The following is a 14,769-nucleotide window of genomic DNA, read 5'->3' on the forward strand; positions in this document are numbered from 1 at the left end:
GCCCCGCGTGCCGCCGTCGCGCGTCACGCCGCCCATGCAAGCCGCCGGGCCCAATGGCCTGACCCTCTTTCTCAACTGCTGCCGAACCATCATGTCGCTCTTCTCCGCTGTCGAACTCGCCCCTCGCGACCCGATCCTGGGTCTGAACGAAGCCTTCAACGCCGATCCGCGCCCGACCAAGGTCAACCTGGGCGTCGGCGTGTACACGAACGAAGACGGCAAGATTCCGCTGCTGCGCGCGGTCCGCGACGCGGAGAAGGTGCGGGTCGAAGCGGGCCTGCCGCGCGGCTATCTGCCGATCGACGGCATCGCCGCCTACGACGCCGCCGTGCAGAAGCTCCTGCTCGGCAACGATTCGCCGCTGATCGCGGCGGGCCGGGTCGTCACCGCCCAGGCGCTGGGCGGCACGGGCGCGCTCAAGATCGGCGCGGACTTCCTGCGCACGCTGAACCCGAACGCGAAGGTCGCGATCAGCGATCCGAGCTGGGAAAACCACCGCGCGCTGTTCGAAACGGCCGGCTTCGACGTCGTCGCCTATCCGTACTATGACGCGCAGACCAACGGCGTGAATTTCGACGGCATGCTGGCCGCGCTCGAAAGCTATGCGCCGGGCACGATCGTCGTGCTGCATGCGTGCTGCCACAACCCGACGGGCGTCGACCTGACCGACGCGCAATGGGCGCAGATCGTCGCGACCGTCAAGGCGCACAATCTGGTGCCGTTCCTCGACATCGCCTACCAGGGCTTCGGCGAAAGCATCGAGGCGGACGCGGCAGCCGTGCGCCTGTTCGCCGCTGCGGAACTGAACGTGTTCGTGTCGTCGTCGTTCTCGAAGTCGTTCTCGCTGTACGGCGAGCGCGTGGGCGCGCTGTCGATCATCACGTCGAGCAAGGACGAGGCCGCCCGCGTGCTGTCGCAGCTCAAGCGCGTGATCCGCACCAACTACTCGAACCCGCCGACCCACGGCGGCGCGATCGTCGCGGCCGTGCTCGCGTCGCCGGAACTGCACGCCGCATGGGTGCAGGAGCTGGGCGAGATGCGCGATCGCATCCGCGCGATGCGCAACGGCCTCGTCGAACGCCTGAAGACGAGCGGCGTCGACCGTGACTTCAGCTTCATCAACGCCCAGCGCGGGATGTTCTCGTACTCGGGCCTCACGTCGGCCCAGGTCGACCGCCTGCGCGAGGAGTTCGGCATCTATGCGGTCGGCACCGGCCGCATCTGTGTCGCGGCGCTCAATACCCGCAACCTCGACGCCGTCGCGAACGCCGTGGCCGCCGTGCTGAAGTAAGTTCGCGCACGCCGCCCGGCTCAAGAAAAAACGCGCTCCACGGAGCGCGTTTTTTTATTCCGGGCGGCGACGCCGGCCAAGAAGGCCGCGTCCGCCGACGTCACTGCATGAACCATCCGTGGCTGACGATGAACGACTGGCCGGTCAGCGCGGCGCTCGGGAACGCGGACAGGAACAGCACCGTCTGCGCGACGTCCTCGACCGTGGTGAACACGCCGTCCACCGTGTTGCCGAGCATCACATGCTTGATCACGTCGTCTTCGCTGATGCCGAGTTCCTTCGCCTGCTCCGGAATCTGCTTGTCGACGAGCGGCGTGCGCACGAAGCCCGGACACACCACATGCGAGCGCACGTTGTGCTTCGCGCCTTCCTTGGCCAGCACGCGCGCGAGGCCCAGCAGCCCGTGCTTCGCCGTCACATAGGCCGACTTCAGCGGCGACGCCTCGTGCGAGTGCACCGAGCCCATGTAGATCACCACGCCGCCGCGATCGTCCTTGTACATGTACTTGAGCGCCGCCTTGGTCGTCAGGAACGCGCCGTCGACGTGGATCGCCTGCATCTTCTTCCAGTCCGAGAACGCATAGTTCTCGATCGGATTCACGATCTGGATGCCCGCGTTCGACACCAGGATGTCGATCGTGCCGAAGGCCGCCGCCACCTTGTCGATCCCGCTGTTGACCGCTTCCTCGCTGGTCACGTCCATCGCGACGCCGATCGCCTTGCCGCCCGCCTGCCTGATCTGTTCCGCCACCGCGTTCGCGCCGTCCTGGTTCAGGTCCGCGATCGCCACCGCCGCGCCCGCCTTCGCCAGTTCCAGCGCGATCTCCTTGCCGATCCCGCTCGCCGCGCCCGTCACGACCGCCGTCTTGCCAGCCAAACTCGAAGCCATTCCCACGTCTCCTCAATCAGGTGAATGAAAGCATCATGTGCGGCGCGGGCCGGGCCACTCGGCACGTACCGGCAATCCGGCACGCCCGCGCGCGGACAACGCCGCTATTGTGCATGATCAGACCGCGCGCAATGGCCAAACAGGCTAAGCTTGTCAGCGGTCACGCATACGGGAGGCGCCATGAACTACCGCAGACTGGGACGTTCCGGCCTACAGGTCAGCGAGCTGTCGATCGGATCGTGGGTCACGTACGGCAACCAGGTGGATCGCCGCGCAGCCCGCGAATCGCTGGCTGCAGCGCGCGACGCCGGCGTCAACTTCTTCGACAACGCAGAGGTGTACGCCGGCGGCAAATCCGAGGAGATCATGGGCCATGCGCTGAAATCGCTGGGCTGGCCGCGCCTCAGCTACGTCGTATCGACCAAGTTCTTCTGGGGCCTGACCGAGGCGCCGAATCAATACCACACGCTGAACCGCAAATACCTGCTGCACGCGATCGACGCGTCGCTGCAACGCCTGCAGCTCGACCACGTGGATCTCGTGTTCTGCCACCGGCCCGATCCCTACACGCCGATCGAGGAAACCGTGTGGGCCATGAGCGACATGATCGCGCGCGGCAAGGCGCTCTACTGGGGCACCTCGGAGTGGAGCGCGGACGAGATCCGGACCGCCTGCGACATCGCCGAGCGCCATCATCTGCATAAGCCGGTGATGGAGCAACCGCAATACAACCTGTTCCACCGCCGCCGCGTCGAGCAGGAGTACCGTCGGCTCTACGAGGACCTCGGGATCGGGCTTACCACCTGGAGCCCGCTCGCGTCCGGGCTGCTGACCGGCAAATATCGACACGGCGTGCCCGAAGGCAGCCGGGCGCGCGTGCAGGGTTACGACTGGCTGCGCGAGCAGCTGACCGACGCGGCGAAGAACAGCATCGTCGACAAGCTCGGCCACGTCGCGGCGGAACTCGATTGCAGCATCGGCCAGCTCGCGATCGCCTGGGTGTTGAAAAATCCGCGGGTCAGCACCGTGATCACGGGCGCGTCGCGCATCGAGCAGATCGTGGAGAACATGCGGGCCGCCGACATCGCGACGCGACTCACGCCGGAGATCAAGCAGCGAATCGAGGATATCGTCGGCGATGCGTATCAATGACAGCAGTCGCCGCGGCGTCGCGTACAATACGCGACCGCTTCGGCCGGCCTGCCCACCTCCGCATCCTGTTGCGCGGTGTCGCGCGGGACGTTCGGCCCTTCCACGTTTCGCTCCGTTTGCCTGTTCGCCATGCTCAGTTATCGTCACGCCTTTCACGCCGGCAACCATGCGGATGTGCTCAAGCACGCCGTCGTCGTCCAACTGTTGCATTACCTGAACCGCAAGGACAAGTCGTATTGGTACATCGACACGCACGCGGGCGCCGGCGTTTACTCCCTGTTGGACGGCTACGCGGCGAAAACCGCTGAATCCGGCACCGGCATCGGCAAGCTGTGGGACGCGGATGATCTGCCGGCCGCGCTCGGCGACTACCTCGACGAAGTCCACGCGCTGAACGACGACGGCACGCTGCGCTACTACCCCGGCTCGCCCTATCTCGCATGGCGCCTGATGCGCGAACAGGACCGCATGCGGCTGTTCGAACTGCACACGACGGAAATCGATGTGCTGCGCCACAATTTCCGTGATGCCGGCCGGCGCGCGATGATCTATGCGGGGGATGGTTTCGAAGGAATCAAGGCGCTGCTGCCGCCGCCGCCGCGGCGCGCGCTGGTGCTCATCGATCCGTCCTACGAGGACAAGCGCGATTATGCGCGCGCGCTGAGCTGCGTCGAAGAAGCACTCAAGCGCTTTGCGACCGGATGCTATGCCGTGTGGTATCCGCAGGTGAGCCGCCCCGAGTCGCAGAAATTCCCTGATCACCTGAAGCGCCTGCAACCGAACAACTGGCTGCACCTGACGCTGACCGTGAGTCGGCCGCCGACGGACGGTTATGGGCTGTTCGGCAGCGGCATGTTCATTCTGAATCCGCCTTACACGCTGGTGGATTCAATGCGGGAAGCCCTTCCCTATCTCGTCGAGGCGCTGGGCCAGGACGACGGCGCAAGCTTTTCGATCGAGCATCGGAGCAGCTGACGCCGAATGCCGCGCCTCACTGGCGCGGCTGCCTCGGTGGGAGTTGGGGCTGCGGCTGGGCGCCGTTCCATGCCGGGACCTGGACATAGGGCGCCACGATCACGGGCATGACGGAGTTGGGCGCCAATTCCGCAGGGGCGGTCATCTGAGCAGGCGTCGCAATCGGCGCGCGCGACAGTGGCGCGTTCTGCAACACGATTCCGCTCTTGCCGTCGTGTATGCCGGCCTGGGTATCGAGCACCAGCGGCGGCCGGGACGGCTCTGCGCGAGCCGACAGGAACGCGCCCGAGAGCAAGACGCCAAACCCGCAGGTTACGAGGCGGACGAGGCTTTGAGGTAGTCGCATGTCACGCGAAGTCTTCCGACTGAGGTAGCAGATACGCCACCATAGCGCCGCTGTCCGCGACGCGCCAGTCATTCCGTGGACAAAAAGACAAAGCCCCGACGATACGGGGCTTGATTGTCATTGCGCCGGAACGGGCGCGATACTGCAGCGAAACCGAGGCTTACAGCGAGTAGCCGTTGGTTTCCAGCGCGCGGATGCGCTGCTCGAGCTGAACGATGTCGCTCGACGATGCCAGGTAGGCTTCGCGGCGGGTGCGTTCTGCGGTTTCAAACCAGGTGCTCAGCTTCTCGATGACGTATGCAAACATGATGGCTCTCCAAGGAAGATAAAGATCCCTGGTGAATCGGCGTCAGGGATATCCCGTATAGGGTTAACCCCATTATAGCCACAATGCACCAACTTGCCAGTGAAATGCTCGAATGCCGACCATTCCATTTTGGAATACATGCCGTGTTCCAGGCATAAACGATTGATTCTTCAGCACAATCCTCATGTTCGCGGCGTTCTGTCACGGCGTTGGGGTGCACTATTTCGGTGCATCACAGCACGTCGCCAAACCTTCCAGGATCGGACAATCGGGACGCTCATCCCCGTGGCAATGCGCGGCGAGGTTCGCGAGGGTGTTCCTCATGTCCGTCAACTCGGCGATACGGCTGTTCAATTCCGCCACGTGCTCGAGCGCGATCGCCTTCACTTCCGCGCTTGCCCTTGAGCGGTCCTGCCAAAGCGCCAGCAACTTACGGATGTCGTCGACCGCAAAACCCAGCCTGCGGGCCTGGCGAATGAACCGCAGCAAATGAACGTCGTCGTCCTGGTAGACCCGGTAACCGGCATCGGTTCGCTTGCTCGCGCTCAGCAAACCCACGCTTTCGTAGTATCGGATCATCTTCGCGCTGACGCCCGAGGCGCGCGCCGCTGCTCCAATGTTCACACTGCCTCCCAATCCACTATGGTGAGATCTTAGCTCGTTCGGAGAGACGACATGGCTCAATGGAAGCGCAAGTCTTCGTGCAGTTAACTGAGGAAGCGCTGCTTCATGGCTGCGCGCGCAACGAACCGGACGTCGCCCGCGATTCATCGCCCGGTCCTGATCCGGGTCGGACGGTGTCTGTGGGGAACCGGGAGAATTCTGGCGCGCAAAAAGCAAAACCCCCGCCGGATGGGCGGGGGTTTTGGCAGAGGGAGCCTGACGATTACCTACTTTCACACGGGCAATCCGCACTATCATCGGCGTAGAGTCGTTTCACGGTCCTGTTCGGGATGGGAAGGGGTGGGACCGACTCGCTATGGTCATCAGGCAAAGAGGGTTGTCGCGCTGCTTCGCAACGCGACCAATCCGGGAAGAAGCAGTAATTTTGGGGTTGTGAGGTTGTATCTCACACGTACGCGGTACTTCAACCGTCGTACGTCGAGTGCCTTGCACTCGACGCTCGATGTCCGTCTGCGCTGAAGCGCTGACGTGCATCGAGACAGACTTGTTATAGGATCAAGCCTTACGGGCAATTAGTATCAGTTAGCTGAACGCATTACTGCGCTTACACACCTGACCTATCAACGTCCTGGTCTCGAACGACCCTTCAAGGAGGTCAAGCCTCCAGGGATATCTCATCTCAAGGCGAGTTTCCCGCTTAGATGCTTTCAGCGGTTATCTCTTCCGAACATAGCTACCCGGCGATGCCACTGGCGTGACAACCGGTACACCAGAGGTTCGTCCACTCCGGTCCTCTCGTACTAGGAGCAGCCCCCTTCAAATATCCAACGCCCACGGCAGATAGGGACCAAACTGTCTCACGACGTTTTAAACCCAGCTCACGTACCTCTTTAAATGGCGAACAGCCATACCCTTGGGACCGGCTACAGCCCCAGGATGAGATGAGCCGACATCGAGGTGCCAAACACCGCCGTCGATATGAACTCTTGGGCGGTATCAGCCTGTTATCCCCAGAGTACCTTTTATCCGTTGAGCGATGGCCCTTCCATACAGAACCACCGGATCACTATGACCTGCTTTCGCACCTGCTCGACTTGTCGGTCTCGCAGTTAAGCACGCTTATGCCATTGCACTATCAGCACGATTTCCGACCGTACCTAGCGTACCTTCGTACTCCTCCGTTACGCTTTGGGAGGAGACCGCCCCAGTCAAACTGCCTACCATGCACTGTCCCCGATCCGGATCACGGACCAAGGTTAGAACCTCAAACAAACCAGGGTGGTATTTCAGGACGGCTCCACCGAAACTAGCGTTCCGGTTTCATAGCCTCCCACCTATCCTACACAGATCGGTTCAAAGTCCAATGCAAAGCTACAGTAAAGGTTCATGGGGTCTTTCCGTCTAGCCGCGGGTAGATTGCATCATCACAAACACTTCAACTTCGCTGAGTCTCGGAGGAGACAGTGTGGCCATCGTTACGCCATTCGTGCAGGTCGGAACTTACCCGACAAGGAATTTCGCTACCTTAGGACCGTTATAGTTACGGCCGCCGTTTACCGGGACTTCAATCAAGAGCTTGCACCCCATCATTTAATCTTCCGGCACCGGGCAGGCGTCACACCCTATACGTCCACTTTCGTGTTTGCAGAGTGCTGTGTTTTTATTAAACAGTCGCAGCCACCAGTTTATTGCAACCCTTCACCCTTTGCGCAGGGCATCAAGCTACAAGGGCGTACCTTATCCCGAAGTTACGGTACCAATTTGCCGAGTTCCTTCTCCCGAGTTCTCTCAAGCGCCTTAGAATACTCATCTCGCCCACCTGTGTCGGTTTGCGGTACGGTCATTGTTAAACTGAAGCTTAGAGGCTTTTCTTGGAACCACTTCCAATTGCTTCGCTTCCTAAGAAGCTCGCGCCACACCCTTGAATTCTGCACCCGGATTTGCCTAAGTGCCTTCTCCAATGCAGCGACCGGGACTTCCAACACCCGGACAACCTTCCGCGATCCGTCCCCCCATCGCATTTAACAATGGTGCAGGAATATTGACCTGCTTCCCATCAGCTACGCATTTCTGCCTCGCCTTAGGGGCCGACTCACCCTACGCCGATGAACGTTGCGTAGGAAACCTTGGGCTTACGGCGAGGGGGCCTTTCACCCCCTTTATCGCTACTCATGTCAGCATTCGCACTTCCGATACCTCCAGCACGCTTTTCAACGCACCTTCGCAGGCTTACGGAACGCTCTCCTACCATGCACAACTAGTGTGCATCCGCAGCTTCGGTATATAGCTTAGCCCCGTTACATCTTCCGCGCAGGACGACTCGATCAGTGAGCTATTACGCTTTCTTTAAAGGGTGGCTGCTTCTAACCTCCTGACTGTTTTAGCCTTCCCACTTCGTTTCCCACTTAGCTATATTTGGGGACCTTAGCTGGCGGTCTGGGTTGTTTCCCCTCTTGACACCGGACGTTAGCACCCGATGTCTGTCTCCCGTGATTGCACTCTTCGGTATTCGGAGTTTGCTATGGCGGGGTAATCTGCAATAGACCCCCCAACCATGACAGTGCTCTACCCCCGAAGGTGAGACACGAGGCACTACCTAAATAGTTTTCGGAGAGAACCAGCTATTTCCAAGTTTGTTTAGCCTTTCACCCCTATCCACAGCTCATCCCCTAACTTTTCAACGTTAGTGGGTTCGGACCTCCAGTACGTGTTACCGCACCTTCATCCTGGCCATGGATAGATCACTTGGTTTCGGGTCTACGCCCAGCAACTGAACGCCCTATTCGGACTCGCTTTCGCTACGCCTGCCCTATACGGTTAAGCTTGCTACTGAACGTAAGTCGCTGACCCATTATACAAAAGGTACGCCGTCACCCGTTTCCAGGCTCCGACTGTTTGTATGCATGCGGTTTCAGGATCTATTTCACTCCCCTCCCGGGGTTCTTTTCGCCTTTCCCTCACGGTACTGGTTCACTATCGGTCGATCACGAGTATTTAGCCTTGGAGGATGGTCCCCCCCCATCTTCAGACAGGATTTCACGTGTCCCGCCCTACTTTTCGTACACTTAGTTCTTTCTCGCTGTTTTCGTCTACAGGGCTATCACCTGCTATGGCCGCACTTTCCAGAGCGTTCGACTAACAACAAAAATAAAGAGTACAGGCTGATCCCATTTCGCTCGCCACTACTTTGGGAATCTCGGTTGATTTCTTTTCCTGCGGTTACTTAGATGTTTCAGTTCACCGCGTTCGCTTCACATAGCCTATGTATTCAGCTATGGATACTCCAGAAGGAGTGGGTTTCCCCATTCGGACATCTACGGATCAATGCTTGTTTGCCAGCTCCCCGTAGCTTTTCGCAGGCTACCGCGTCCTTCATCGCCTGTGATCGCCAAGGCATCCACCACATGCACTTATTCGCTTGACCCTATAACGAGTCTGTCTCGTCTTTCGACTTACAGCCGTTACAGGTTGAGTTCTCGCGTTGTGCCGTATTCCAATTGAGCCGAACATGAAGTTCGAATCATCTTGAGATACATCGATACAATCACAACCCGGATAGTTTTCACGTCCATCTCAAGACGCTTCCGCTATCCAAATTACTTACTTCTTCCAGATTGTTAAAGAACGACAGCCGATATGGTATTACTCATATCACTCTGACTGGCTCAATCGCCAATGACAAAAGTTCGATCACGTCGAACGCTTGTCATTGAAGATTGGTGGAGGCAGACGGGATCGAACCGACGACCCCCTGCTTGCAAAGCAGGTGCTCTCCCAGCTGAGCTATGCCCCCATACAGAGACTTCCTCAGGTTTCTGCCCGCGGTTAGCGGCACAGTACCGAAGCACTGAACCATCACACGTCAGACAACTTGGTGGGTCTGGTTGGATTCGAACCAACGACCCCCGCCTTATCAAGACGGTGCTCTAACCGACTGAGCTACAGACCCCTGAGTCTGTCTTGATAAACAGCCGATAAGCGTGAGCGCTCAACTTTGTGCGAAGCTCGAGAAAGGAGGTGATCCAGCCGCACCTTCCGATACGGCTACCTTGTTACGACTTCACCCCAGTCATGAATCCTACCGTGGTGACCGTCCTCCTTGCGGTTAGACTAGCCACTTCTGGTAAAACCCACTCCCATGGTGTGACGGGCGGTGTGTACAAGACCCGGGAACGTATTCACCGCGGCATGCTGATCCGCGATTACTAGCGATTCCAGCTTCATGCACTCGAGTTGCAGAGTGCAATCCGGACTACGATCGGTTTTCTGGGATTAGCTCCCCCTCGCGGGTTGGCAACCCTCTGTTCCGACCATTGTATGACGTGTGAAGCCCTACCCATAAGGGCCATGAGGACTTGACGTCATCCCCACCTTCCTCCGGTTTGTCACCGGCAGTCTCCTTAGAGTGCTCTTGCGTAGCAACTAAGGACAAGGGTTGCGCTCGTTGCGGGACTTAACCCAACATCTCACGACACGAGCTGACGACAGCCATGCAGCACCTGTGTATCGGTTCTCTTTCGAGCACTCCCGAATCTCTTCAGGATTCCGACCATGTCAAGGGTAGGTAAGGTTTTTTCGCGTTGCATCGAATTAATCCACATCATCCACCGCTTGTGCGGGTCCCCGTCAATTCCTTTGAGTTTTAATCTTGCGACCGTACTCCCCAGGCGGTCAACTTCACGCGTTAGCTACGTTACTAAGGAAATGAATCCCCAACAACTAGTTGACATCGTTTAGGGCGTGGACTACCAGGGTATCTAATCCTGTTTGCTCCCCACGCTTTCGTGCATGAGCGTCAGTATTGGCCCAGGGGGCTGCCTTCGCCATCGGTATTCCTCCACATCTCTACGCATTTCACTGCTACACGTGGAATTCTACCCCCCTCTGCCATACTCTAGCTTGCCAGTCACAAATGCAGTTCCCAGGTTAAGCCCGGGGATTTCACATCTGTCTTAACAAACCGCCTGCGCACGCTTTACGCCCAGTAATTCCGATTAACGCTCGCACCCTACGTATTACCGCGGCTGCTGGCACGTAGTTAGCCGGTGCTTATTCTTCCGGTACCGTCATCCCCCCGGGGTATTAGCCCAAAGGATTTCTTTCCGGACAAAAGTGCTTTACAACCCGAAGGCCTTCTTCACACACGCGGCATTGCTGGATCAGGGTTTCCCCCATTGTCCAAAATTCCCCACTGCTGCCTCCCGTAGGAGTCTGGGCCGTGTCTCAGTCCCAGTGTGGCTGATCGTCCTCTCAGACCAGCTACTGATCGTCGCCTTGGTAGGCCTTTACCCCACCAACTAGCTAATCAGCCATCGGCCAACCCTATAGCGCGAGGTCCGAAGATCCCCCGCTTTCATCCGTAGATCGTATGCGGTATTAATCCGGCTTTCGCCGGGCTATCCCCCACTACAGGACATGTTCCGATGTATTACTCACCCGTTCGCCACTCGCCACCAGGTGCAAGCACCCGTGCTGCCGTTCGACTTGCATGTGTAAGGCATGCCGCCAGCGTTCAATCTGAGCCAGGATCAAACTCTTCAGTTCAATACCTGTTACTGTTTTTCGGTTTCGTTAGAAACCGGTCGCTCACTCAAAGCTGACAGGTATATGAATTGCTTCATAAACCTGACTTACTTTAGTGTGAGACTCTTGATACTTTTGCTTGATCCGATCCGAAGATCAGACTCGCATCCCATCAAGCGCCCACACTTATCGGCTGTTAATTTTTAAAGAGCACATCTGCGAGGCGGGCCGGACTTCTTATCGACCTTCTCAGCAGCGCTGCGTTTTCAGCAGCAGAGAAGTGAGATTATGATCAATTCAGAGCAGCGCGTCAACAACTTTTTTCATCGCGCTGATCGTCCTGCTATCGATCAACCATCTTTGCCCAACACGCTTGAAACCCGCGCCAGGCTTTGCTTCTCTTCCTTCGCGCTGCGTTTCCGTTAGCGCGAAAGAGGCGTGATTGTAGGCACGCTTTTCCCGCCGCGCAAGCCCTTTCGTGAAAGATTTTTAAACGTCGCAAAACTGAAGCGCGCGACCCGCGCATCGCTCTATATAGCGGTCCTCCCGGCGACACGCTGACAAGCCCGCGCCGCCAAGCCGCTTAATATGCGCGGATCGGACTAGAATGACGGGTTCTCCGCATCCAACCACGTCCAACTATGCGCCAGCGAATCGCCAAACGCCTCCCTCCCGATGCCGACAAACTCGTCGGCCTGTCGCTCGCGCTGTTCGCCTCCGGCAGCCGCATCGAGGATCGCTTCTGGGAAACCAAGCTCGATGCCCTGCTCGCGAAGATCGTGCGCAATGGGAATCAGACCACGCTCGACGCCGCACTCGACCATCTCCAGCAGAATCATCCCGACGCCTACGGCGCGCTCGCCGACATGGCCGAGACCCACAGCGAATCGCTGCGGGTCGAACACGAAGGCCAGCCCTATGAGGCACTGCTCGTCGCGGTGCCCGTGCTCGCCTGGACCCGCTACATGATTCCGTCCGGCTCGCTCAAGGCCGACGCCTCCGATGCGCTGCGCACTCACCTGCAAGCCCACGTCCTCGCACGCGACACGCTGGTCGCCATGGCGCCGTTCCTGTACAGCATCGATCAATTGCCCCGCCATCACGTCGAGACCTACCGCCTGGCCCAGCAACTCACGCATGCCGCGCTCGGCGGACATCCGGTCAAGCTCAACCACGGCGACCTGCCGGAAACCTCGCCCATTCTTGCCGATCCGCGCTTTCTGCTCGCCGTCGTCGCGGCGCCCGCCGGCGCCCCGTTGTTCCGCTGGCAGGAAGAGGACGGCAATGCGCGCATCGAACGTGGCCAATGTCTTGAACAATGGGCGGCCCAGGGCGGCGCCAACCTGGCCAACGCCCTGCCCGGTTGCGAATTCGAATCCCTGCTGCCCGACGCCTACTACTCGGCCTGCCGCGACGCCGACGAGCGCATCCGCCCCCACACCGTGCGCACCGCCATTCGTTATCTTTTCGACACAATCGGCGCAGCGCCTCAAGAACTGCGCGCAGTGATCGCCGGCTTCGGCGAGCGGCGTGTCGACGAGTACCGGGTCGGCTTCACCCGACGCGGCGCCAACGACGTGATCTATGGCGTGGTCTGGCCGCTCTACGGCCGCGAGAACGGCGACGCCGCGATCGACGAAGCGACCGTAGACGCCGACGCCCCCGTCGAAGGTCCGCTCGAGGAGATCGCGACGCTGCTGCGGGACGCCGGCGTCACCGAGATCCGACGCCATGCCGGCCGCTTCGAGCCCGAGTACTGCGACGACTGCGGCGTGCCGCTTTACGCCGACCCGCTCGGCGAGATCGTGCACGCTGAAATGCCCGAAGACGCCTCGCCCGCCCAGCCGCACTTCCACTGAGCATCGGATCGCCGCCTCGGCCACCGCAAAAAGCCGCCCCGCGATACCGCGGCGCGGCTTTTTGCTTCTCTGTGAGTACGAATTGTCTTATGCCTTTTAGCCAGGCCGACATTTCGTAAGGAGTTTGTCATGATGGGATCCGTGACAGATCGACGCTCCTCCTACTCAGACAATAGAGGCAGAACATGCGATTCCTGGTGCTCAACGCCGACGCCGAGCGGCGCGACGGACTCAAGACCCTCCTCAAGCAGATCGCCCGGCAGGCCGGCTACAACGATGCAAAGGACTGGCACCAGGCTCGGCGGCTCCTCGCCCACCACAGTTTCGACCTCATCACGGTCGACTGGCACGACATCAAGCGCCTCGGCGACCTGAGCCAGCTGTGCGAAGCCTGCGCCCCCGCCCCGGTCGCGGTGCTGACCGACGATGCCTCGCCCGAGCAGGCGCAGGCGCTGTTCAAGGCCGGCGTGTTCGGCGTGATTCCGCGCACCACGCGCCCGCATCTCATCATCCGCGCGCTCGAGATGGTCCTGCTCGGCGGCCACTATGTCCCACCCGGCGCACTCGATCTGACCAACGCGCCCTCCGCCGGCCGCGACGCGCACGTGCAGGAATTGATCGACGAACTGCCGCGCAAGCGGCAGGCCACGCGCAGCCTGCTCTCTCCGCGGCAGGCGCAGATCATGCGCTTCGTCCACATGGGCAACACCAACAAGATGATCGCGCGCACGCTCGGCATCAGCGAAGGCACGGTCAAGATTCACCTCGCCAGCATCTTCCAGCAGCTCGGCGCCACCAATCGCGCCGCCGCGGTCGCGATCTACAACGGCTGGCTGCCCCCGCATCTCGAAGTATTGCTATCGGCCCGCCACGGCGCACCGAAACCCGCGCTGGGCGCGCCCTGTCCGGTTCCGCTGCGCCTCGCCACCCAGCGCAAGTACCCACGCGCCGCCGACGACGACACCACGCCCCAGCCGATGGCCGCCGAACCACGCGCGCCCTTCAAGCCCAGCTAGCAACGCTCGGCCGGCAAAATCAGGGCCGCTCGCTGAATCCATTCCCATTTTTGAGATTCAACGAGTAATATAAAAACATGGGTTTCCTGTACACGCCGCTTCCGTTCTGGGTCGCCGTCGGTGGCTGGATCGCCGCCGTGGCTCTGCTCGCGCTCGCGCTGTGGAGAGCCCCGTTCAAGCGCCTGCAGGACGCCACGCTGCAACACGTCTGGCTCGCGCTCGTCACCGCGATCGCCGTGCTGTGGGCGTCCAACGCCTGGCTCGACGACGGCCTCGTCATGCATCTGCTCGGCGCCACGCTGCTCGTCACCCTGTTCGACTGGACCCTCGCGCTGGTCGGCACCGCCGTCATCACCGGCGTCGCCGCCGTCATCTTCGATACGACCTGGCCCGGCGTCGGCCTGACCTATCTCGTGTACGGCGCCCTGCCCGTCGCCGTCTCCGCGCTGCTGCAGCGCGCCACCATCGCCTGGCTGCCGCACAACCTGCCGGCCTTCATCATCGGCCAGGGTTTCGTCACGCCACTCATCGCGGTCGGCGCGGTCGCGGGCGCCGCGGCGGGCGTGCAGATCGCGCTCGTCGGCGGCGACCCCGCCGTGCTGCCGGCCGGATACGCGCTCAACACCCTGCTGCTCGCGCTCGGCGAAGCGTGGTTCACCGGCATGGCGACCGCGCTCATCGCGGTCTACAAGCCGGCCTGGGTCACGACCTTCGACGTGCGCCGCTACCGCCTCGGCGGCCCCCGCGCCTGAGTGCCGGCGCCGCACCTCGCTCGGACAAAACGCGC

General features: G+C 60.4%; 9 protein-coding genes, 2 tRNA genes and 3 rRNA genes. 6 read left to right on the forward strand and 8 right to left on the reverse strand.

Annotation, left to right across the window (positions count from 1 at the left end):
• Window positions 1-91: 91 nt before the first annotated feature.
• Window positions 92-1,291, forward strand: a complete 1,200-nt coding sequence (locus Bsp3421_RS24135; RefSeq protein WP_274004082.1) for an amino acid aminotransferase — start codon at window positions 92-94, stop codon at window positions 1,289-1,291.
• Window positions 1,292-1,391: 100 nt separating this feature from the next.
• Here Bsp3421_RS24135 and Bsp3421_RS24140 read toward each other — a convergent pair whose 3' ends face one another.
• Window positions 1,392-2,180 (reverse strand): 3-hydroxybutyrate dehydrogenase, encoded by a 789-nt coding sequence (locus Bsp3421_RS24140; RefSeq protein ID WP_274004084.1) that lies wholly within the window; start codon window positions 2,178-2,180, stop codon window positions 1,392-1,394.
• A 180-nt stretch (window positions 2,181-2,360) separates the two neighbouring features.
• Here Bsp3421_RS24140 and Bsp3421_RS24145 point away from each other — a divergent pair, with 180 nt between their 5' ends.
• Together Bsp3421_RS24145 and Bsp3421_RS24150 are read left to right on the forward strand one after the other, a co-directional pair.
• Window positions 2,361-3,332 (forward strand): potassium channel beta subunit family protein, encoded by a 972-nt coding sequence (locus Bsp3421_RS24145; protein WP_274004085.1) that lies wholly within the window; start codon window positions 2,361-2,363, stop codon window positions 3,330-3,332.
• A 129-nt stretch (window positions 3,333-3,461) separates the two neighbouring features.
• A complete protein-coding gene (locus tag Bsp3421_RS24150; RefSeq protein ID WP_274004087.1) occupies window positions 3,462-4,307 on the forward strand; it encodes a 23S rRNA (adenine(2030)-N(6))-methyltransferase RlmJ in 846 nt (281 codons plus the stop codon).
• Window positions 4,308-4,813: 506 nt separating this feature from the next.
• Here Bsp3421_RS24150 and Bsp3421_RS24160 read toward each other — a convergent pair.
• The 7 genes from Bsp3421_RS24160 to Bsp3421_RS24190 form a co-directional block, all read right to left on the reverse strand.
• Entirely contained in the window at window positions 4,814-4,960 is a 147-nt protein-coding gene (locus Bsp3421_RS24160) for a DUF3563 family protein (RefSeq protein WP_252988207.1), read from the reverse strand.
• Window positions 4,961-5,179: 219 nt separating this feature from the next.
• Window positions 5,180-5,584: a Cu(I)-responsive transcriptional regulator gene (cueR, locus tag Bsp3421_RS24165; RefSeq protein ID WP_274004092.1), complete on the reverse strand. Its 405-nt coding sequence runs from the start codon at window positions 5,582-5,584 to the stop codon at window positions 5,180-5,182.
• A gap of 253 nt (window positions 5,585-5,837) precedes the next feature.
• A 5S ribosomal RNA gene (rrf, locus tag Bsp3421_RS24170) occupies window positions 5,838-5,951 on the reverse strand.
• Window positions 5,952-6,135: 184 nt separating this feature from the next.
• Window positions 6,136-9,008 (reverse strand): 23S ribosomal RNA (locus Bsp3421_RS24175).
• 293 nt (window positions 9,009-9,301) lie between these two features.
• Window positions 9,302-9,377 (reverse strand) — tRNA-Ala (locus Bsp3421_RS24180).
• Between the two features lie 79 nt (window positions 9,378-9,456).
• Window positions 9,457-9,533, reverse strand: a tRNA-Ile gene (locus tag Bsp3421_RS24185).
• 61 nt (window positions 9,534-9,594) lie between these two features.
• Window positions 9,595-11,128: ribosomal RNA gene (locus Bsp3421_RS24190) — 16S ribosomal RNA — on the reverse strand.
• The 16S, 23S and 5S rRNA genes sit together here with 2 tRNA genes alongside, the layout of an rRNA operon.
• A gap of 620 nt (window positions 11,129-11,748) precedes the next feature.
• Here Bsp3421_RS24190 and Bsp3421_RS24195 point away from each other — a divergent pair.
• From Bsp3421_RS24195 to Bsp3421_RS24205, 3 genes are all read left to right on the forward strand, one after another.
• Complete coding sequence (locus Bsp3421_RS24195) at window positions 11,749-12,966, forward strand: DUF2863 family protein (RefSeq protein ID WP_274004095.1); 1,218 nt, start codon at window positions 11,749-11,751, stop codon at window positions 12,964-12,966.
• A gap of 185 nt (window positions 12,967-13,151) precedes the next feature.
• On the forward strand, window positions 13,152-13,982 hold the full coding sequence (locus tag Bsp3421_RS24200; protein ID WP_274004098.1) for a response regulator transcription factor: 831 nt from the start codon (window positions 13,152-13,154) through the stop codon (window positions 13,980-13,982).
• A gap of 77 nt (window positions 13,983-14,059) precedes the next feature.
• Window positions 14,060-14,734, forward strand: a complete 675-nt coding sequence (locus Bsp3421_RS24205) for an energy-coupling factor ABC transporter permease (RefSeq protein ID WP_274004101.1) — start codon at window positions 14,060-14,062, stop codon at window positions 14,732-14,734.
• The last annotated feature ends 35 nt before the right edge of the window (window positions 14,735-14,769 follow it).

It is taken from the genome of Burkholderia sp. FERM BP-3421, from assembly GCF_028657905.1.
Classification (GTDB): domain Bacteria; phylum Pseudomonadota; class Gammaproteobacteria; order Burkholderiales; family Burkholderiaceae; genus Burkholderia.

Excerpts from the sequence above, each read along its gene's own strand:
- Bsp3421_RS24135 (WP_274004082.1), top strand. The coding sequence starts at position 92 with ATGTCGCTCTTCTCCGCTGTCGAACTCGCCCCTCGCGACCCGATCCTG.
- Bsp3421_RS24140 (WP_274004084.1), bottom strand. The coding sequence starts at position 2,180 with ATGGCTTCGAGTTTGGCTGGCAAGACGGCGGTCGTGACGGGCGCGGCG.
- Bsp3421_RS24145 (WP_274004085.1), top strand. The coding sequence starts at position 2,361 with ATGAACTACCGCAGACTGGGACGTTCCGGCCTACAGGTCAGCGAGCTG.
- Bsp3421_RS24150 (WP_274004087.1), top strand. The coding sequence starts at position 3,462 with ATGCTCAGTTATCGTCACGCCTTTCACGCCGGCAACCATGCGGATGTG.
- Bsp3421_RS24160 (WP_252988207.1), bottom strand. The coding sequence starts at position 4,960 with ATGTTTGCATACGTCATCGAGAAGCTGAGCACCTGGTTTGAAACCGCA.
- Bsp3421_RS24195 (WP_274004095.1), top strand. The coding sequence starts at position 11,749 with ATGCGCCAGCGAATCGCCAAACGCCTCCCTCCCGATGCCGACAAACTC.
- Bsp3421_RS24200 (WP_274004098.1), top strand. The coding sequence starts at position 13,152 with ATGCGATTCCTGGTGCTCAACGCCGACGCCGAGCGGCGCGACGGACTC.
- Bsp3421_RS24205 (WP_274004101.1), top strand. The coding sequence starts at position 14,060 with ATGGGTTTCCTGTACACGCCGCTTCCGTTCTGGGTCGCCGTCGGTGGC.